The sequence below is a fragment of the Carboxylicivirga caseinilyticus genome (assembly GCF_050589785.1).
Taxonomy (GTDB): Bacteria; Bacteroidota; Bacteroidia; order Bacteroidales; family Marinilabiliaceae; genus Carboxylicivirga; species Carboxylicivirga caseinilyticus.
On sequence record NZ_JBNGOX010000010.1, the window covers coordinates 23,551 to 43,016 of the forward strand.

Below are 19,466 nucleotides of genomic sequence, written 5' to 3' on the forward strand. Positions count from 1 at the left end.
GTTTACAGTTCGGCCCATATGCGAGCCAATGAAAAACCTGGAGCATTAATATTCAAATCAAGAAAATAACCAAAGGGTGTTTGAGCCACTTCTAGTTCTGCATTTTCCAACCTTATCTGAGCCGCATCGAATACCTGTTTGGTAAAAACAACGCTCGCTTTTGATTCTCCCAAATGAGCAAAGGAGTGAAGCACAATACGTTTTGTGTTATTTTTTCGGGCCGCCCATTTTAAATGGTTTACCAGCTTTTTCTCACGACTCTTAACATCCTTCTGTTCATCAGCTTCTTCAATCTGAATGCAGGCCAACAGGCAGTCTTTAAATGATTTTGCTTCACCCGGATCGGGAGCATCTTCAAGGTTTTTAACCTGTGGTGTGTAGCTGAATGATTGGGTGTAAAAGATAAGTACGCGCATAATTTTGTGTGTTTAGGGCTAAAATAGTAATAGTTGGTAAGTTTAACAGACAGAAGGTAGAAGTTTATGTGGTGATTTTTAACCACGAATTACACAAATTACACAAAATGAATTTTAAGGTTTGCTTAAACGATAATAGGTAAATACTATTATTTGCCTTTTAGCCATAATTATACCGGGAGACGTCTTCAAGAAAATACGTCGAGAAAATCGAAGATATTTGAGAAGCCTGAAAGGCTAACTGTAAAAGCCGTGGGTTTTAACCCACAGTATGATATTGTTTTCGCTCTATAATTCAAGATAATTGATACAAAAAAAGCTCCCCATTGTTATTCAACAAAAGGGAGCTCCATTAATTCTATTTGACTTATTTTCTCTGTGTTTGAAGGTTATCCGATTTTCTGATTCACAATTCCCAAAATCTCTTTTTCGGCTTGTATGGCTTTCTCTTCAATCATCTTACCTTCGGTCAGGATACCTTCAACAAAGCTTTTGTCATCCAGACCAGAGGCGTTGATCTTCACATTCAGATAAGCTCCCATTACGGCACTTCTTACACATAAAGCACCCACACCGGCATCGGAAACTGAGTTAGGATTACCTGTTTCAGCCATGGCGCGTATCATATCAAAGGCTTCGTATGATTTCTGCATTACCTTAAAAGGTATCTCAATGGCGAATCGGGTGGCATCATCGATGGCTTGTTTACGGGCAGCTTTTTCTTTATCCGTTCCTTTGGGTAAACCAAAAGCATCCATGATACGGTTAAAAGCAAGGGTGTCTTCATCAACCAGACGCAATAATTCACTTTGAATAGCCATTCCTTTTTCTGCCCAATCACTGAATTCTTCCCATCGATCGTCCCAGCCACGTTTGTGAGCCGAAAGGTTGGCTACCATGGTGCCCAAGGCAGCTCCCAACGAACCTACATATGCTGAGATGGATCCTCCGCCCGGAGCTGGTGATTCAGATGCTGTTTCGTCAGCAAAGGCTGTCAGATTCATGTCAATCAGCTTCTTCTGATCATCTTTCAGAATGTACTCAATAATTTTTTTATCCGGATCGAAAGGATATAATTCATCAAGCCCCATTGATTTAACGGCTATCTTAATGATTTCTCTTTCCGGGATACCTGTCGAGCGTTCTTGTTTACGAAGGAAGTATTTACCTGCATCCAGCATGGCTTGTAAAGGAACCACACCCACCATCTCAGAACCGGTAACTCTTACGCCACGGGCATTGGCTCTTTCGTAAACTGCATCGTAAGCTACATGCAAAGGAGTAACAGTAATGTCAGTGAGGTTCATCGAGATTTGAGCAACCCCATATTCTTCAATAAACCAGCCAATTCCTTTCACCGATTTCAACATGCCGGGTTCCATTACCGGATTGCCTTTTTCATCTGTAATAATTTTTCCGGTAACCGGGTTGCCTTCGCGTTTTACACGGCCACGCTCACGCACATCAAAGGCAATGGCATTGGCACGACGGGTAGAGGTAGTGTTGAGGTTTACATTATAAGCAATCAGGAAATTGCGCGCTCCAACAGCTGTAACCCCTGATTTAGCAACACTCTCGTTCCATTCGGCAGGACCGAAATCCGGTTTCCATTCAGGCGATTCAATACGTTTAGGAACAGCTTCGTATTCACCTTCGCGGCACGATGCAAGATTTTTACGCTTTTCTTCTTTGGCTGCAAACTCGTAACAGTAAATGGGTATATTCAATTCTGTTCCGATTCGCTCGGCAAGTTTGTGTGCGTATTGAACCGTTTCTTCCATGGTGATATTAGCCACTGGAACCAACGGGCAAACATCAGTGGCTCCAAAGCGTGGATGGGCTCCTTTGTGATGGCGCATATCAATCAGTTCCTGTGCCTTCTTGACAGCCTGAAAAGCTGCTTCACAGACTTCATCCGGAGTACCCACCATGGTAACAACAGTTCGGTTGGTAGCCTTCCCCGGATCAACATCAATCAGTTTAACGCCGTCTATCTTTTTAATTTCATCGGTTATCTTTTCGATGATGGTCATATCACATCCCTCACTAAAGTTTGGAACGCATTCGATTAGTTGCTGCATATATTCGTATTTAAGTCAAAAACTTTCAAGTCAAAAGGATCAAGCTAAAAGTCAAAAGTTAAAAGTTAAATGTGTCAAGTAATTAGTATCAAGATTTTAGGCTATTAATCATTAACCATTAATCATTAGTTAACAGCTACTCCATTTAATATCGTTGTTTCCACCTTATTCTCGCCATAGGCATAAGGCAGGTATTCGATGCCGGGGATGGGTTTGGTGATTACGAGGTTGGCTTTTTTGCCTTTCATTATCGAGCCCAGTTCTTTGTCAATACCCATGGCATAGGCGGTGTTTTTGGTAACCGCATTGATCACTTCTTCGGGTAGCATGCGATACAGAATACTTCCCATAGACATGATCAATTGCATATTGCCCGATGGTGATGAACCGGGGTTATAATCTGAGGCCAGCGCAACAGGTAATCCGGCATCCATCATTTTGCGGGTAGGGGCATAGGCCATGTTCAGGAAGAAAGCTGCTCCGGGCAAGATGGTTGGCATGGTGCCAGAATCTTTCAGTGCTTTGATTTCGTCCTCGCCGGTAAACTCGAGGTGATCAACTGATAAAGCTTTGTGTTGAACACCCACCTGAATGCCTCCCGAATAATCCAGTTCGTTGGCGTGTATTTTGGGTGTCAGTCCGTATTTTGCTGCTGCATTGAGGATGCGATCGGTATCTTCAACTGTAAAGAAGCCCACATCGCAAAATACATCCACATAATCGGCCAGACCTTCTTTGGCAACTGCCGGAAGCATCTCATTAATCACCAAATCAACATATTGTTCCTGCTTGCCTCGATATTCCAAAGGGATGGAATGGGCTCCCAGAAAAGTGGATTTGATGGTGAGGGGTGAGGCTTCTTTCAATCGTTTGATTACGCGCAGCATCTTTAACTCACTTTCGAGGGTGAGGCCATAGCCACTCTTGATTTCAACAGCTCCGGTGCCCCAGCGGATGATTTCCTGCAGTCGTGACATGGCATCTTCAAATAGCTGATCTTCGCTGGCTGTTTGCATCAGTCTGGCAGAGTTTAAGATGCCTCCGCCACGGGCTGCAATCTCTTCGTAGCTCAAACCTTTGATCTTATCCACATACTCCACATCGCGGCTTTTAGGATAAACCAGATGGGTGTGCGAATCACACCAGGCTGGCAAAACCAGGCGACCGGTAGCATCGATAATCTCAGTATTGTCTGCAAAAGATTGAGCGGAAAAGGTACTCATCGATCCATATTCTTTAATCATTCCACCTTTCACTTCCAGCCAGGCATCATGGATAGCAGGCAGTGAGGCCATATCGCTTCCGGCCACAAAGGGACGATGTTGATCTTCGGTTTGAATCAGGCTTTTTATGTTTTTTATAATCAGGTTATTCATGCGAATTATGTGCTCTGTTTATGAAAAAATAAAGGTAAGGCATTCTCCAGAAGTTTGCTTATGATTTTGGTCAATTGGGATGGTGGTTGTTAGTCAGTGGTCAGTAGTCAGTAGTTAGTTGGCGAGGCAGAAGGCAGAAGCTAGGTATTAGATGTTAGAATTTAGGATTTAGTGCTTAGGTCTTAGAACTTTGAATTTTGGGCTACTGACTGTGCGCTTCGGACTCAGTGCTTCGAACTTCGGACTAACTGATCCATTCCGGGTTGTTCTTAGTATGACTGTAAAGTTTTATATTTCTTACTGTTGCGAACTTTTTTAAACCTTTGGTGTTCTCTTAAAACAGACAAATGGATGCACTGATTAAATGTTTTTAGAAGGTTAACTACTCAATAAATCTATAAATCATGAAAAATCTACTCTATTTATTTTTAATGCTTCCTTTCGTTTTTGCATGTTCCGAATCGACTGATGATAAGGATATAGTTCCCGAAGTGAACGAAGAATATAATGCTGCAAAAAATTACTTTACCAATACGTTACAACCTGTAATAACAGCCAATTGCGTAAGTTGTCATACGGGGCATCATAGTCAAAGTAACAGTAGTAATTATGGTGTATTAGCCAATGCTATCAATAGTGCGACAAGCATGTATAACATGGTTAACTCTGGAAATATGCCCAAAGATGCCGCTAAACTTTCACAAACCGATATCGATAAGTTTGCCGAGTTTAAGAACCTGGTGGATGCTATTGAATAAAGAATTCTAATGATTTGTTTCTTAAAATTCCGGCATCATGAAATACAGGTTGTTGTTAATTGGAATGTTCTCAATTGTATTAACTGTAGCATCAAATGCTCAGGAGAAGAATTTACTGGATGAGTTAAGTACCCATGCTAAAGCTTCGTCGGAGCAGTATGTATCAGCCTTTAAGAGTACCCGACTTGTGTTGGGACCGACGACGGTTCAGTTATCTGCCAAAGAACTCCAATTCAGGGTTTCGCATTTGTTCGGGTTAATGAGCGATGGTATTCAGGAACTATTTGGATTGGATCAGATATATAATGTGGATATTGCTCTGGACTATGGTTTAACCAATTGGTTATCTGCAGGAATTGCCCGTTCAAGCGATTACGATAAAACATTGCAGACAGGCGTTCAACTTGCCATACTCAAGCAAACCACTTCGGCACAATGGTTTTCGTTAAGCTATGCAGGTGGGGTGAATATTCGCACTCGAAAATATGAGATAGAAAGGCCTTTTATTGAAAGGCTTGAATACGAGCATCTGGTGTTGTTATCCCGAAAGTTTAACCATCAGTTTTCGGCCCAGGTTACTCCTGGCTGGGTTAACCTTAACCGGGTTCCAACAACAGCACATCCACATTCTTTATGGTATACTGCTTTAGGGGTGAGTTATGCTTTAACGCCTTCAACAACTCTTAATGGTGAATATACTTATGTGTGGCCAACCTTTAATGATGGTTTATACGATGGCGGTAAGAATGGCCTTTCAGTAGGGGTGGATATCGAAACCGGAGGACATGTCTTTCAGTTGTTCGTGACCAATGCCACGCGACTTCAGCCATCGGGGTTTGCAGCTCAGTGGAATAACAACGTCTTTTTTGACGGCGATATTCATTTCGGCTTTAGTATCATGCGTTCGTTCAGTTTGTAGAGCGTTCGGTACAGAATAGCATGCTTTTTTAATTTTTAAAAGTTCAGCCATGAAACAGGTAATTATAGGGTTAGCAATTTTGCTATTGGGCAGCACAACCGTTTTTTCGCAGCATAAATACAGGGCTGATAAGGGATTTGTTTCATTCTTTTCTTCGGCTCCTCTCGAAGATATCTATGCCGAAAATAAAACAGTTATCAGTCTGGTTGATCTGGTTAAACGCGAGATTGCCTTTGTAGTTACTATTGCCGATTTTCAATTTGAAAAATCTTTGATGCAGGAGCATTTCAACGAAAAGTACATGGAGTCGCATAAGTATCCGAAGGCAACTTTTGAGGGAACCATCAGCTCTCCCGACGAACTGAAGGAACCAGGTACATACACAGTTACAGTTACTGGTGAGTTAACCATTCATGGTGTTACCAAAACGGTTGAGGTTGAGGGTACAATCATGGTTGGTGAGTCGGAGGTTGTGGCTTCGTCGGAGTTTAAGGTGAAGCTGGAGGATTACAAAGTAAAAGTGCCGCGCCTGGTAGTACGGAATATTGCCGAAGAAGTGCAGGTTAAAGTCAGGCTAACCTACTATCCGGTTCAGTAGACATTCAGTGGGTAACATTAGTAAACTATTGGGACAGTAGTCATGCTGAGACCGTTCTGTTGAGATTCAACAAAGGTGTATACAATATTTTATATAACCCATTCAGAAAATAATATAGATAATAGTGGCGTTGCGGATCAACGCTGCCCTGTGTATTGAATAAAACACAGACATCCCTCCGGGATTTGATTGGCGGCTTACTCAAAAACATAGCATTTACATACTATGCTTTTACAGGCGTCCCTGCGAGACTAGCAGACATCAAGCAATCGGACTTGGGGCTTTGGACTGTTGTGGTTAGTAGTCAGTTGGAGAGGCAGAAGGCAGAAGCTAGAGGTTAGAAACTAGAAGTTAGGTCTTAGAACTTAGGGGTTAGAGCTACGGACTGTACGCTTCGGACTTCGGACTAAGTGCTTCGGGCTTTATACTTTGTGCATAGGTGTTATATTCTGTTAAAGTTTATTTGTGGCTATAAGCTGCTTACTATCTCTACTACTATTGCTTAATGCATTGAAAGGGAATGCTTAAAAGTAATGCTAATGCAAGTAATACAGATTTATCTGTGTTTTTGGAAAGTATAGTTATGTTAGTTACTTTTAGTGGCAATAAATAAATAGTACACCATTAAAATAGTAACTCTATTAACGACGGATACAGAGCAAATAAGGGATTGTATCCACAATTAATGGTGGATATAAATTAGTTACCACCAATTTAAAGACTGCATAGAACTATGAAAAAACTAATTTTAACACTTATTCTTAATTTATTTCTTTTTACAATCAGCTTCGCTCAGATACCTGAAGAAGCTTTCCCATTAACAAATTCTCTATCCAAATTATGGTATTCTGGTCAAATTGAGAAAGCAGTTGAAAATTCTATTGAATTACAAAAAATATATTCGCCTTTCTTTGTAGATAGAATACACAATAGTTTCTCTCAGTTTCTAAAAACTGATACAACAGGTAATGGTATAAACTATCTAGAAATGCTTTCTTCAAAGAACAATGAAGAGGTTAATAAAATTATTTCAGGAATTTACCTATGGGGCAAAATACTTAATAGTTCAAATCAAGATGAGTACAGGGAAATACTAGCTGAATTACATCTCTTGTTAAAAGAGATAATTATAATTCAAAGAATAGTAGGTATTGCCTTTTAATTCTTGAGAATTTAAATCAAAAAGAAGTCATAAGTAATATAGTTTTTCAGGACCTGTTAATCAAAAACATAAATAACCTGAAAGAGTATGAATTTATAGAAACTGCTTCGGTAGATAAGGAGAATAGAATTAGAGCATGGCATAGGTACATATTATCAACAAGCTATTTTAAGTTCTTCTTGCTGGATAAGGACAAAGTAGAAAATTTAGAAAAGGCAGCTTTTTATAGCCCCGACCAATTGGATTTAACAAATAAGTCATACTTCTTCTATGACGCTGTCCTATTAACAGGAAACACAAATGATGTAGATTACAAAATGAAGTATTATAAGCATCTAGTTGAAAATGATTTGGTGGACAAAGCTTTGGGTGTTATTTCAGCAATTGCGTTTGAGAAACCATTAGATGAAAATATTAATCAACTAAAATCTTGCTATTCGAAACTCCAATCGAATCAACCTTTTGGACAATATTGGCTCAATTATATAAATAGTAATTGCAAACAAGTTCCTCAGTTAAGCTCTGAGTTTTCAGATATAAAGCTTCAGGAAAAGAGTGGACAGTGGAAATTTATAGATATTTGGGGGACATGGTGTAAGCCTTGTGTTGGAGGCTTACCAGCAATTCAAGAATTTTACGATAAAAGTAAAAAAACAAATAGCTCTAAAATACAAGTATTAACTTTTTCTTATGATTCACAAAGGCTTAATGAATTTATGCAAGAAAATGAATACACGTTTCCTGTATTTGAAGTAAATAATGAAGTAATAAAAGCCTTTAATATAACACATTATCCAACTAAACTTTTAATTACGCCTCAAGGGAAATATCTTGAGATTCCATCAAAAGTGGACTGGGAAAATTATATTAAGAATTATTCATTACAATAAGAATTGGTGGTAAAATTTTGTATAGTGCATAGGTCAGATATGCTGTATTTGAAATATTTGCGCTTTCTTCACACCCGTCGAAGCTGCGCTTCGGCTAGCGAAAAGAATAAATTTATAACCCAATCAAAAGCTTCGGTTTGGTGGGATTTTGGAGGTTAGGTTTTTCAACTCAGCCTACGACCCCTTATTCAAACCGTTGGCTGCAAGTATGAAATACTACTAAACAAATATTTAATGAACGCCACTTTAAAGATATTATATAAGACAAAGAGTACTTTTGATTATCTGAATAATCAGTACGAAAATAAATTATCAAAGAATTGTATTCTGATATTCATTACGGTTGGAGCCATTTCTGGATTTGAATCATTTTATCGAGAATTAAGTCACATCAAAGATTATATGACAAATGGTGAACTAACCATCTTATTATTTTTATCAGCAGTAATTGGGGCAGGACTTGGAGTTGTTATTGGTGGCTATATAATAACATATGCGATATATCTGTTGGGCAAATTATTAAAAGGAATTGGTGACCTGATTGATATTCGAGTTGTTGTAGCATACTCAATGATTCCAAGTGTTTTAAAATTACCTGTTTTACTATATTTAGGACTATCAGACAAATTAAATGGGATTGCTGGATTTGAGTTTTGGATTATTAATATTTTCTATTTATTAATCTGGGTATGGTCTTTAAAAATTATGATTCAAGGCATTATTAGATTTCACAACTTTGAATTATGGAAAGCTATATTGACAACAAGTCCATTGTGGATTGTAGGTTTAGTTTTATATTTTGCACCGTATGTCATTACGAATTAATTCAAAGCAAAAAGTGTAGCAAATGCCAGCAGCCAACCCGCTGGAAATAAAGCATGGCTTGGTTTGCTCGTCCTGACGCCTTTGTCTACCGTCTTAGTCTCCCTATCGGGTGACACGACAACACGACTACATCAAGGAAATGGAATATTCGATTAATAAAATAAATATGGAATATAAAACTTTTGAAACTGAAAGACTTATTTTAAGACCAATCTCTGAAAATGATTCGGAATTAATTCTTGAGCTATACAATACACCAAAATTTATTAAATATATTGGTGACAGGAATGTGAGAACAGTAGAAGATGCAAAACAGTATATAAGAGAAAAAATGATTCCTCAACTTCAAAGACTTGGCTATTCTAATTATGTTTTGATAAGAAAAGAGGACAATCAAAAAATAGGAACGTGTGGATTATTTGATAGAGAAGGATTAGAAGGAATTGATATCGGATTTGCATTTCTTCCTGAATATGAAAAGATGGGCTTTGCTTTTGAAGCCTCTGCTAAATTAAAAGAAGTTGCATTTAATGAATTTGATATAAAGACCATTAGTGCAATTACAGCAAAAGATAATTTTTCGTCTCAAAAACTTATAGAAAAGCTCGGACTCAGACTCATTGGAACGACGAAATTACCAAATGATGACGAGGAACTATTAGTCTACAAAATTGAAAAATAATTTCTGTAAAATACAAACCTAAATAGCAACATGAAAGAAACGTTATTGATTCTATCTGCATTCATTGCATTTAATGCATTTGCACAAACACAAAGTCAAAAACTTTCACCTCAAATAGTTAATGCCACAAAATTAGCGGAAGGAGTGGTTGAGAATGTGAACCAAAGAGTTAATGAACTATCTCAAAGTATGGGTAATTTTATGAATGAAATGACATTCTTTATTGAATTAGATTCAAAGATTATAATTCCATTAACTAGCATAAAAAATCATAAGAAAGTTGAGGATAATATTTTAGAAAGTTTGAAAAACGGACCCATACTCCTCATTGACTCTATTACTTATTATCCAATCGATAAGGATTCATTGTGTATCAGGATTTCATCTCAAAACGAAAAATTTGCTAGTCATAATACCTACAGAATTTGTATTAATGAGAAAGAAAAAAAAGATGCATCTCTTAATTACAAAATGCAAATAAATGTAGACAAGAGAAATGAGAATCTTGAAAATGAAGAAGGTGATTCTTTTGACTATAGCATTGTAAAAAAGGAAAATAAAGATGATTTGAATTATAATGCGATTGAAATAATAAAAACATACCGCTAAACGCTCTATATCTGTTTGAGTCAGATTAATACAGTGGCTTCAGCAACTTATTAACCAGAGTAATAATCTAACCATTTTAATAGCTATGAAAATTAAACTGAAAAAGACAAGATTATATACAAATCTTATATTTGGATTTGTATGGGTCATAATTGCAATTATTAGCATAATCGGACGCGAAAAATATCAATGGACGGATTTTGCGTATTTAGTTGTCGGATGCCTATATCTTGGACATTATTTATATGATTCAATTAATCAATATTTGATTATCGACAATGGAATCATACGCAAAAATGTTTTGTACGACTTTTCAAAGTCAATACATCTCAACGATATTAAATCAATAAAAAAATTTGCCGGAGTCTACACCTTAAAGACCGACAAAAAGGAATTGAAAATTAATACCAACCTTATTGATCCGGTATCACTTGAAGAATTAAATAAATTGTTGGGAGAACTAGATCTGGAACCTAACAAAACTATATTCTCAAAATAAACTGAGTTCGTTGTAGTATTTGCGTCATAATTAACAGGTAAATTAAGGCTAACGCAATACGCTGACAATAAATTTTGAAAGGATTTACTTACGTTGGCGACTTTGATTTGTCAACGTAAGAGGATAGGTCAATTTGCTTAAAAACTAACATGAAAGAAAGAATACTCACTTTTCTATTATTGGCTTTAGTAAACATTACATTAGTTGCTCAGGAAACTGTTATGGATAGTGTTTTAATAAAAAAGTATATAAATGCCGGATGGAAGTTTTCTCCACTTGAAAAAAGATATGTTGAATTTGAGGTTTCTGACACTATTTGTTCTGCAAATCAAAATAATAAACTTATTAGGCATTTTGTTGGAGTAGGTGATAATGTTACAAAAGCTCAGTATTATCTTGTCAGAACACAAGTGGAAGATACCATAAAAATATTGACAACTGAATTTCGGGATGCTTTCCAACCAAATGCGGGATGGATTTTATCAAATTATCTGATCTATGAAGAAAGAGGGTATTCAAATAACAAAATACATCTTAGAAATTTAGATACCAATGAAAATGAGTTTTCAGTTTCTGGTGAGATTCCAGTTGATTCAAATGATTTTGAGAGTTTCATCGATAGAAAAAACCAAGTTTTAATATTCTTTCAGTATGGAAATAATGATAATGAATATATTTCTGACTTAATGAGTATTGACTTAAAAAACCGAAAGGTAAAGAAACTATTAACCTTTAATTCTCCTTTTGGCTTTGAAGTACCTGTTGTAAAGCTCGACACCGAAAGAAGGATTTTAAAAGTAAATAATGGAGACTTTGTAATGTATGAATTGAAAGAAGTTCAAGTTGAATATTAAAAGGAACAATCAATACTGATAACTCGGAAATTAACATGGCTGGTTTTGCTGGTTATCAAGCCACAAATAGTGGATATTTTTCAATTAACTAACCTAAAAAGACATAATCAAAGCCAAAACCATTTAAAGTTTTCCATTACTCTATAGAACAGAACTAAATAAATAATCAAAAAATGACTAAAAAAACTTTTAACCAACTTCTGATTTTCATTACTGTTTTAACAATTACATCTTGTTTGATTTCGGGTGGTTCAAATAATTTAAACGTTGAAAAAAACGACGTTTTAGGCAGCTGGAAGATAACCAAACGGTCATTAAAGAAAATAACAAGTGATGAAAAAAGGACAGAGGATAAAATAATAACATCATTCATATTAAATTCTGATTCAACAGCCATAATTACCTTTGGAGAGTCTGATAATAAAAAAATGAACGGAACATGGATCTGGCAAGCTGAGAAAAAAATGGGTAATAATAATTTCGGTATTTCAATAAGCAGTGATGTAGTTCTCAATGTAAATGGATTATCTGCATTAGCATTACAATTGGAGCAAAAAGGTGAAAAGAATAATCTCAAGGCTGGAGATTATACATTTGAAAAACAAGAATAGGAATAGATTATAAAATGCCGGAAATAAAGTGTGATCCGTTTGCCCGTATTAACGGTTTTTATTGCGCTAGTGTATGACTCTTGAAAATGAGCCGAAGCATTAACCAGCAAAAGCTATACAGTATTTATGAATGATAGTAAACCTACTCAATAGACACAGAAAAGATGAACATAAATTTTCCCAAATACATTGAAAATCTAAATGAATCAGATCGAAATGAGTGGTTAAAAGTAAAAGATATCTCATCAGAGTTAAGGAAGCATTATCAGATAACAGGTACAAGAAATCCTTTGATTAAGAAATTTCATTTATTTGCCGACAAGCAAAAGCCAATATTTTTTAATTCATGGAGAGTTAACAGTGCATCCAATTCATTCTCCTTATGTCTGATTGAATACCAAACAAGTTATCAATCTGTTTCAACCTTCGGGGCATCGACTCATACATCTAATGATAAATATTTTTTCGGACATTTAAGTATAATGAAAGACTTTGGCCATACTTTGATCAGACCAGAAACTTTGGGTGATAAGATTGCAGAATTATTTAATCCTGTTGAAATTGATATTAAAGGATACTGGAAGTTTAGTAATAAGTATTATATACTTTCTAATGAGAAGGAGAAATTTCTTGGTTCACTTACTGGTAAATTTATAAAATACCTTGAAAATCTTCGTAAACCTGAAATTGAATTTTATGGTCATGAATGTTTATTCAGGCTTGATAAGGCAATTGATTTGAAGCAAACAATTGAATTGTGTAACATCGGTATTAATTTAGATATCATTTTAAATGAATCAGTGCCAGGCAATCCAATTCAAACATAAACAGGTTTTACTTGTACTGATACTTTTATAAAAATTTGGAGTCAGAAAATTAATAGATCTCAAAAAGAAAAAACTGAAACCATTTAAGAATCATAAATAATTACCCGGTAACATAAGAACAAACACATAAACATGAAATTAAAAAGTTTAATTCTATTTGGATTATTATTCTCAATTGGAGTACTAAAGGCTCAAACTGACTACAGACAGGGGTTTATTTTAACTCATACAGGCGATACCATCTACGGAGAAATTGATTATCGGAGTGATTTATTAATGAGTAGTCTTTGTAGATTTAAAGATAGAGAAAATGCAATTAAGGAATATTCTCCGGATGATATTACTGCATACAGATTTGTTGATGGTAAGTACTATATAGTCAAAGAGATAAATAATGAAAAAGTATTCTTGGAATTTTTGATCAAAGGTGAAATCAACATGTATTATATGCGAGATAAAATTGGAGATCATTATTATCTCGATAAGGTGGATGTACCGTTAATCGAATTGCCATATGAAGAAGGAACAAAATATTTAAATGGCGAAGAAGTATCTTTTGAAACCACAAAACATATTGGAATATTAAAATATTACATGCAGGATGCTCCCGGATTTCAGTCCAGGATTAATTCGATAAAAAGGCCAGAGCATAAAAACTTAATTAAGTTGGCAGAAGATTACCATAAGGCTGTTTGTGACGGAGAACAGTGTATAATTTACGAGAAATCAACTCCATTAATAAATATTCTGCCAGAATTTATAGTTGGTGTGAGCAGGTATACGAATTTTGATGCTTTTAATGATAAGTTATATATGCACACTGGTTTAATTGGTCACATTTGGATGCCAAGCACGAGTGAGAAAATGTATTTCCGCACCGGAGTTCTATTTTCGCAACTTGAATATTATGGACAGAAGAAAAACTATTATAAAATACCATGCCAAATTGAGTATATCTACCCGCAGGGTATCTTCAGGCCAAGGGTTTCATACGGATTGAATTTTTATATACCCGGTTATCAATCCGTTTCTTTAGATATTGGAGCAAATATTAAATTATCTGAAACCTTCTTTTTAAGCGCCACTGCAGATATCGAGTTTGATCCCTCAGTAATTATTGTGCCTAATAGCATGATTTGTCATTCCTTTAATCTGGGTTTATTTGTTAAGTTTTAAATAGCCAATTCTAAACAAAATGAAAAAAATTAAAAACGTTACATTTCTTCTTTTTTTATTAGTGTTAATAAGTTGTTCTAAAGATGATCCCGTTTATCAAGATGTTGAATTAAATACTATTGAATACAATGGTAATACATATGAAATTGAGTGGGGAGAACTTATTTATGAAGGTTTATCTGATGATCCTGAGAATCCGCATTTAAACGGAACACATGTTTTTTTATATTACATTTTATCCTAAAGAAATTACCTACACTTCCTCAACTGATTCTTATGATGGAAACGGTTGGTATTTCGAATTAGGACCAATATTCTCGGAAACTAATAGCATTGAAGGAGAAAATAATGGCAACGTTTATCCTCGATTCTACACTAATGTGAAATTTCCGATTACTAACGAAAATGAAGGAGAAATTATAAGCACAGAAGTTTATCGGGATAAGAAATTTACCATTTCTAAAAATGGTACTGAATATGAAATTTCATATGCGGCTAAGGATGATGAAGGCTCTTCTCTTGTAATGCGTTTTAAAGGGAGTTTACTTCAAAAATAATAATATTAGTATGCTATGGAGCATAGTTTACCTGGGTTTACCATGATCGAATACTTTATCGTTAAGAGATAAAACACACGAGCAGCTGCCCTATTTGATTTAGTAAATATCAGCCTTTATGAATTGTAATAGCATGTTATTTATATAGATTTTACTTATATTAAACTACATAATATTTGAGTGCTGGTAGAATAACTTTTCTTTATATGAATTAATTATGAAACCTGAAATACATAGGTCACTGGTCATATTGATTGCAGTGTCTTCTTTATTTCAATTAAATATAAGTTGTGAAAAAGAAGAATGGAAAGAGATAGATCTAAGTGAAACAGCATGTAATTTTGAAGGTACTGTTATTAACTCTGTTACCAACTATTCCGGATACATTCATAATGTAGAGGGTACAGCAGCATGGGTTATTATTGGTACTAATCCGGAGAATACTATTGATGTATTCTTTTTGCCCTGCAATTTAGCATCTGATTTTAGAACAGAAGGTTTAGAAATAATTTTCGATGGAGAAGTAATGAATGTTGTCGATTATTTAGAAGGAGAGTTACAAAAAGATTTTATAGGAACTCCGTTTAGATTAACCTATGCCAGGGTTAAGATAAGATGAAGGCAAAAAGTAGCATATAGGATTTTAGTAAAATAATTTATAGTTAGTTTTATTGGTTTGGTTGCCATTATCAATCAGAATGATAAGGTACGATCATTTTTCACGACTTTACATATCTAATAATTGATACTTAAAAATTTTAATAAAGAGATTATTTTATAATTGAATGCGAAAACAAAATTCGATTACATTTGATTAAAAAGTAATTGTATGATACTTTCAATTTTGTTTGTTGTTGCAGGATTTGTTGCCTTGATATTTGGAGCAAATTGGTTAGTTGATGGAGCTTCTGCGTTAGCGAAGAAATATAAAGTGTCGGATTTAGTGATTGGTTTGACCATTGTAGCTTTTGGCACTTCAGCACCCGAGTTGGTCGTTAACAGTATTGCATCAGTAAAAGGATATTCTGACATAGTTCTCGGAAATATTATAGGAAGCAATAATTTTAATTTGTTTATAATACTTGGATTATCAGGAGTAATACTACCAATAAAAGTTCAAACATCAACAGCATGGAAAGAAATTCCGATTTCTCTGTTTATCTCTGTGTTAGTATTGTTTCTGCTGAATGATTTTGTTTTTACCGGGACTTCTTATTCGAGTCGATTGGATGGGGTGATTATGTTGATTCTGTTTTGTCTTTTTTTATATTATGTATTTAATCAAATGAAAAGTGACCCTCAAACTGTTACAACTGATATTCAAAAAACAGCCTTAAAGATTTGGGGACTTATAATCGTTGGATTAAGTGGTTTGATTTTGGGAGGGCAACTTGTAGTTGAAAATAGTATTGATATTGCAAATACATTGGGTGTAAGTGAAAAAATTATTGGATTAACAATTGTTGCTGCAGGAACATCCTTGCCAGAGTTAGTAACTTCAATTGTAGCTGCAACAAAGAAGAATAGTGATATTGCGATTGGAAATGTCATAGGTTCAAATATCTTCAATATACTTTTAATTTTATCTATCAGTAGTATAATAAGACCTATTGAGTATAATCCAAAGTTTAATATTGACTTGTTGATTCTAATAGGAGGTACAGTTTTTCTATTGACATCAATGTTGACAGGGCAAAGAAAGAAATTAGACAGATGGGAAGCTGGAATCTTATTTGGATTTTATCTGCTGTATACAAGCTATCTGGTTATGAAAGAGATATGAAAATAAGCTATAATTGATTGTTTAAACATTTCTTAGGTAGCTTTTCGTAAAAACAAATGTTGGATGCGTTCTGTTATTTTCATTAAAGCAAAAATTAATTAAAATAGATCATGAAAACAAGCAGAGGTGAAAAAAAGAAAGTTTCAAAATGGTTTTGGATAATTGTTATTATAATGCTGATTTGGAATCTTATTGGAGTCGTATCTTTTTTTGGACATGTATTTATATCTGATGAGACATTATCGAATCTTCCTCAAAACGAAAAGGATTTATACAGTGAGTATCCCATATGGACCACCCTTCTTTTTGCAATTGCTGTATTTGGAGGTTTGTTGGGTTCAATATCTTTGATTTTAAGAAGTAAATGGGCTAGACCATATTTTATTATCTCATTTATGGCCATAGTTCCTCAAATGATTCATAATGTATTTTTTACGCATTCTATTAGTGTTTATGGTTTTATTCAAGCTATAACAATGCCTGTTTTAGTTGTTGTAATAGGTGGCTTTCTTATTTGGTATTCATCTTATTCGTATAATAAAAAATGGATAAGCTAATGAAATACACTGCATCAACGCCAGAAGAATACATAGATCAATTACCTGAAGACAAAAAAAAAGTAATTCAAAAATTACGCTCTGTTATTCTAAATAATTTACCCAAAGGTTTCGAAGAAGGAATTAGTTATGGAATGATAGGTTACTATGTGCCGCATAGTCTCTATCCGGATGGATATCACTGTTCACCTGATTTGCCTTTGCCTTTTATGAATATTGCTTCCCAAAAAAACTCTGTTAATTTATACCATAGTGGTATTTATGCCGATCATAATTTGTATAATTGGTTTGTTTCAGAATATGGAAAATATACCTCGCGTAGATTGGATATGGGTAAAAGTTGTATTCGTTTTAAAAAAATGGAAGAAATACCATATGACTTAATAGGGGATTTATGTAAGAAAATTAGTGTTAAGCAGTGGATTGATATATATGAATGTAATTTAAAAAAGTAAAAGAGATTCATGAAAAAAGTACTTCTTTTATTGGCCGATGGATTCGAAATATATGAAGCAAGTGTATTTATTGATGTAATGGGTTGGAACCTGGAAGAAGGTGATGGTTCCACGCAATTATTTACGGGTGCCTTGCGCAAAGAAATAAAAAGCGCATTTAAGCAGCGTTTTATTGTTGATTATACCGTTGAAGAAATAGAAGTAGATTCATTTGATGCATTGGCTATACCGGGTGGTTTTGAGGTGTACGGATTTTATAAGGATGCCTACAATGAAAAATTTCTGGAGTTAATCAGAAGTTTTAAGGCAGCCAATAAAATGATCGCTACTGTTTGTGCAGGAGCTTTACCAACCGGGAAAAGTGGTATTCTCGAAAACAAAAAAGCTACAGTGTATGATATGCCTGTACGACGGGAGGCTCTGAAGAGCTTTGGTGCAGATGTTATTCATCAACCGATTGTAACAGACGATAATATCATAACCTCATGGAATCCTTCAACTGCTATTGGGGTGGCCTTTTTATTGTTGGAATGGTTAACATCCAAGGAAAATGCTGAAAAGGTGCGTCAGCTGATGGGCTTTTGATTCTTATGGAAAATATTTAAGTCGTTTAATGAAATGAATAAAACACTTGTTCTTTTTCTGGTTTCATTCTTTACTCTGCTGATATCAGCTACTATTCTTATTCGGGGTGTTGCACTTCTGACTTTTTCATTATCCGATAGGTTTTATGTACCCATTGGATCATTCATAACCTGGGCAGCGTTGATTGCTTTGCCCTTGAGTATTTATTATGGATTATTAATAATTAACCCAAAGGCGTTTAATAGTATTAAACTGCTGGATATCTGCTTTAAAATAGTTTTTATCTCTTCAGTATTATGGTTGCCTGTAAGCTATTTGCTTGCAGGAAATATGGCATTTACATTTTCACAGCTGAATGGGTTTCAGGGAGGTTCATTGGCCTTTCAATGTTTTCTTTTTTATACCGGATTGGTAGTTCTTTGTTCTGTAATATTACTTTTAATGGGTTTGGGAATTTTAGTTATAAATAAAATAACACATCGTAAAAATTGATTGCTAATATTTACTGAAATGAGGTGTTGTAAGTAGATGTAAATCAATAGTTACCAATAATGATAAATAGTAATATCGAAGGTAGTTTCTCAATTTTCATGAAATGTTTATTTTAGCATTTTTACTTTTGATACCAACGGTAACCATGCAATTAAACGGATTTTAAGATGAAAGAAAAAAGATCAACACAACCAGGAGATGTAATTAAATATTGCCCTAAATGTGGAAGTGAGGAGTTTATTTTCGATGGTTCAAGATCATTTAAATGCAATAAATGTAAATTTCATTTTTTTATTAATTCATCGGCTGCAGTAGCTGCAGTTATTGTGAACGAAAAAGGGGAGGTGCTTTTAACGCGCAGGGCTTTTGATCCGGGTAAAGGTATGCTCGACCTTCCGGGTGGATTTGTCGACCCAATGGAAAGTGCTGAAATGGCTGTCAGACGAGAAATAAAAGAAGAGTTAAACCTCGATATCGATGATATGAACTACCTGGTATCATATCCAAACGAATATGTATTCTCAGGTTTTTCAGTTTATACAACCGATTTGGGTTTTTTGTGTAAAGTCAAAAATTTTGAACAGATGCATGTGGAGGATGATATTTCAGGCTATGAGTTTGTAAAAGAAAAGGAGATTGATTACGAACAAATTAGCTCTGATTCGATAGCTAATATACTTAAGAGTTATTTTCAAACTCAGATCTAAGGAAGTTATTTTAGAATTGAAATAAATTATGCCTGTAAGTACAGGAT

At 35.0% G+C, this 19,466-nt stretch carries 25 protein-coding genes; 22 read left to right on the top strand and 3 right to left on the bottom strand.

The features are described from left to right. Positions 1-2: 2 nt before the first annotated feature. The 3 genes from ACRD62_RS07165 to hutI all read right to left on the bottom strand — a co-directional run bounded on the left by ACRD62_RS07165 (position 3) and on the right by hutI (position 3,873). A complete protein-coding gene (locus ACRD62_RS07165) occupies positions 3-416 on the bottom strand; it encodes a threonyl-tRNA synthetase editing domain-containing protein (protein WP_430819451.1) in 414 nt (137 codons plus the stop codon). Positions 417-805: 389 nt separating this feature from the next. Then, the gene (gene ftcD, locus ACRD62_RS07170; protein WP_430819452.1) at positions 806-2,497 is read right to left on the bottom strand and encodes a glutamate formimidoyltransferase; all 1,692 of its coding nucleotides are present in this window, start codon (positions 2,495-2,497) and stop codon (positions 806-808) included. Between the two features lie 125 nt (positions 2,498-2,622). Beyond that, the gene (gene hutI / locus ACRD62_RS07175) at positions 2,623-3,873 is read right to left on the bottom strand and encodes an imidazolonepropionase (protein WP_430819453.1); all 1,251 of its coding nucleotides are present in this window, start codon (positions 3,871-3,873) and stop codon (positions 2,623-2,625) included. A 404-nt stretch (positions 3,874-4,277) separates the two neighbouring features. On the opposite strand from hutI, the gene ACRD62_RS07180 reads away from it, so the two are divergent. The 22 genes from ACRD62_RS07180 (at position 4,278) to ACRD62_RS07285 (ending at position 19,419) form a co-directional block, all read left to right on the top strand. Then, a complete protein-coding gene (locus tag ACRD62_RS07180; protein ID WP_430819454.1) occupies positions 4,278-4,631 on the top strand; it encodes a c-type cytochrome in 354 nt (117 codons plus the stop codon). 37 nt (positions 4,632-4,668) lie between these two features. Continuing rightward, on the top strand, positions 4,669-5,550 hold the full coding sequence (locus tag ACRD62_RS07185) for a DUF5777 family beta-barrel protein (RefSeq protein WP_430819455.1): 882 nt from the start codon (positions 4,669-4,671) through the stop codon (positions 5,548-5,550). A 49-nt stretch (positions 5,551-5,599) separates the two neighbouring features. Next, a complete protein-coding gene (locus ACRD62_RS07190) occupies positions 5,600-6,148 on the top strand; it encodes a YceI family protein (protein WP_430819456.1) in 549 nt (182 codons plus the stop codon). A gap of 733 nt (positions 6,149-6,881) precedes the next feature. After that, positions 6,882-7,310, top strand: a complete 429-nt coding sequence (locus ACRD62_RS07195; protein WP_430819457.1) for a hypothetical protein — start codon at positions 6,882-6,884, stop codon at positions 7,308-7,310. 179 nt (positions 7,311-7,489) lie between these two features. Continuing rightward, positions 7,490-8,200, top strand: coding sequence for a TlpA family protein disulfide reductase (locus ACRD62_RS07200; RefSeq protein ID WP_430819458.1), 711 nt, complete (start codon positions 7,490-7,492; stop codon positions 8,198-8,200). Positions 8,201-8,434: 234 nt separating this feature from the next. After that, on the top strand, positions 8,435-9,025 hold the full coding sequence (locus tag ACRD62_RS07205) for a Yip1 family protein (protein ID WP_430819459.1): 591 nt from the start codon (positions 8,435-8,437) through the stop codon (positions 9,023-9,025). Between the two features lie 166 nt (positions 9,026-9,191). Then, a complete protein-coding gene (locus ACRD62_RS07210; protein WP_430819461.1) occupies positions 9,192-9,707 on the top strand; it encodes a GNAT family N-acetyltransferase in 516 nt (171 codons plus the stop codon). 30 nt (positions 9,708-9,737) lie between these two features. After that, complete coding sequence (locus ACRD62_RS07215) at positions 9,738-10,316, top strand: MotA/TolQ/ExbB proton channel family protein (protein WP_430819462.1); 579 nt, start codon at positions 9,738-9,740, stop codon at positions 10,314-10,316. 85 nt (positions 10,317-10,401) lie between these two features. Further along, entirely contained in the window at positions 10,402-10,815 is a 414-nt protein-coding gene (locus ACRD62_RS07220; protein WP_430819463.1) for a hypothetical protein, read from the top strand. A gap of 149 nt (positions 10,816-10,964) precedes the next feature. Next, positions 10,965-11,669 carry a hypothetical protein gene (locus tag ACRD62_RS07225; protein WP_430819464.1) on the top strand — a complete coding sequence of 235 codons (705 nt, stop codon included), beginning with the start codon at positions 10,965-10,967 and terminating at the stop codon, positions 11,667-11,669. Between the two features lie 173 nt (positions 11,670-11,842). Beyond that, a complete protein-coding gene (locus ACRD62_RS07230) occupies positions 11,843-12,280 on the top strand; it encodes a hypothetical protein (protein WP_430819465.1) in 438 nt (145 codons plus the stop codon). A 164-nt stretch (positions 12,281-12,444) separates the two neighbouring features. Further along, positions 12,445-13,107, top strand: coding sequence for a hypothetical protein (locus ACRD62_RS07235; RefSeq protein WP_430819466.1), 663 nt, complete (start codon positions 12,445-12,447; stop codon positions 13,105-13,107). Positions 13,108-13,239: 132 nt separating this feature from the next. Beyond that, positions 13,240-14,283: a hypothetical protein gene (locus tag ACRD62_RS07240; RefSeq protein WP_430819467.1), complete on the top strand. Its 1,044-nt coding sequence runs from the start codon at positions 13,240-13,242 to the stop codon at positions 14,281-14,283. Between the two features lie 19 nt (positions 14,284-14,302). Beyond that, the gene (locus tag ACRD62_RS07245; protein WP_430819468.1) at positions 14,303-14,527 is read left to right on the top strand and encodes a hypothetical protein; all 225 of its coding nucleotides are present in this window, start codon (positions 14,303-14,305) and stop codon (positions 14,525-14,527) included. Then, positions 14,499-14,840, top strand: a complete 342-nt coding sequence (locus ACRD62_RS07250; RefSeq protein ID WP_430819469.1) for a hypothetical protein — start codon at positions 14,499-14,501, stop codon at positions 14,838-14,840. The genes ACRD62_RS07245 and ACRD62_RS07250 overlap by 29 nt, the downstream gene beginning before the upstream one ends. A gap of 217 nt (positions 14,841-15,057) precedes the next feature. Continuing rightward, the gene (locus tag ACRD62_RS07255) at positions 15,058-15,459 is read left to right on the top strand and encodes a hypothetical protein (protein WP_430819470.1); all 402 of its coding nucleotides are present in this window, start codon (positions 15,058-15,060) and stop codon (positions 15,457-15,459) included. Positions 15,460-15,669: 210 nt separating this feature from the next. Next, positions 15,670-16,623 (top strand): calcium/sodium antiporter, encoded by a 954-nt coding sequence (locus tag ACRD62_RS07260; RefSeq protein WP_430819471.1) that lies wholly within the window; start codon positions 15,670-15,672, stop codon positions 16,621-16,623. A gap of 110 nt (positions 16,624-16,733) precedes the next feature. Next, a complete protein-coding gene (locus ACRD62_RS07265) occupies positions 16,734-17,180 on the top strand; it encodes a hypothetical protein (RefSeq protein ID WP_430819472.1) in 447 nt (148 codons plus the stop codon). Beyond that, the gene (locus ACRD62_RS07270) at positions 17,168-17,635 is read left to right on the top strand and encodes a DUF1801 domain-containing protein (RefSeq protein ID WP_430819473.1); all 468 of its coding nucleotides are present in this window, start codon (positions 17,168-17,170) and stop codon (positions 17,633-17,635) included. Before ACRD62_RS07265 ends, ACRD62_RS07270 begins: the two co-directional genes overlap by 13 nt. Positions 17,636-17,644: 9 nt before the next feature. Beyond that, a complete protein-coding gene (locus tag ACRD62_RS07275; protein WP_430819474.1) occupies positions 17,645-18,220 on the top strand; it encodes a DJ-1/PfpI family protein in 576 nt (191 codons plus the stop codon). Between the two features lie 33 nt (positions 18,221-18,253). Continuing rightward, the gene (locus tag ACRD62_RS07280) at positions 18,254-18,712 is read left to right on the top strand and encodes a hypothetical protein (protein WP_430819475.1); all 459 of its coding nucleotides are present in this window, start codon (positions 18,254-18,256) and stop codon (positions 18,710-18,712) included. Positions 18,713-18,879: 167 nt separating this feature from the next. After that, positions 18,880-19,419: an NUDIX hydrolase gene (locus ACRD62_RS07285; protein WP_430819476.1), complete on the top strand. Its 540-nt coding sequence runs from the start codon at positions 18,880-18,882 to the stop codon at positions 19,417-19,419. Positions 19,420-19,466 lie beyond the last annotated feature (47 nt).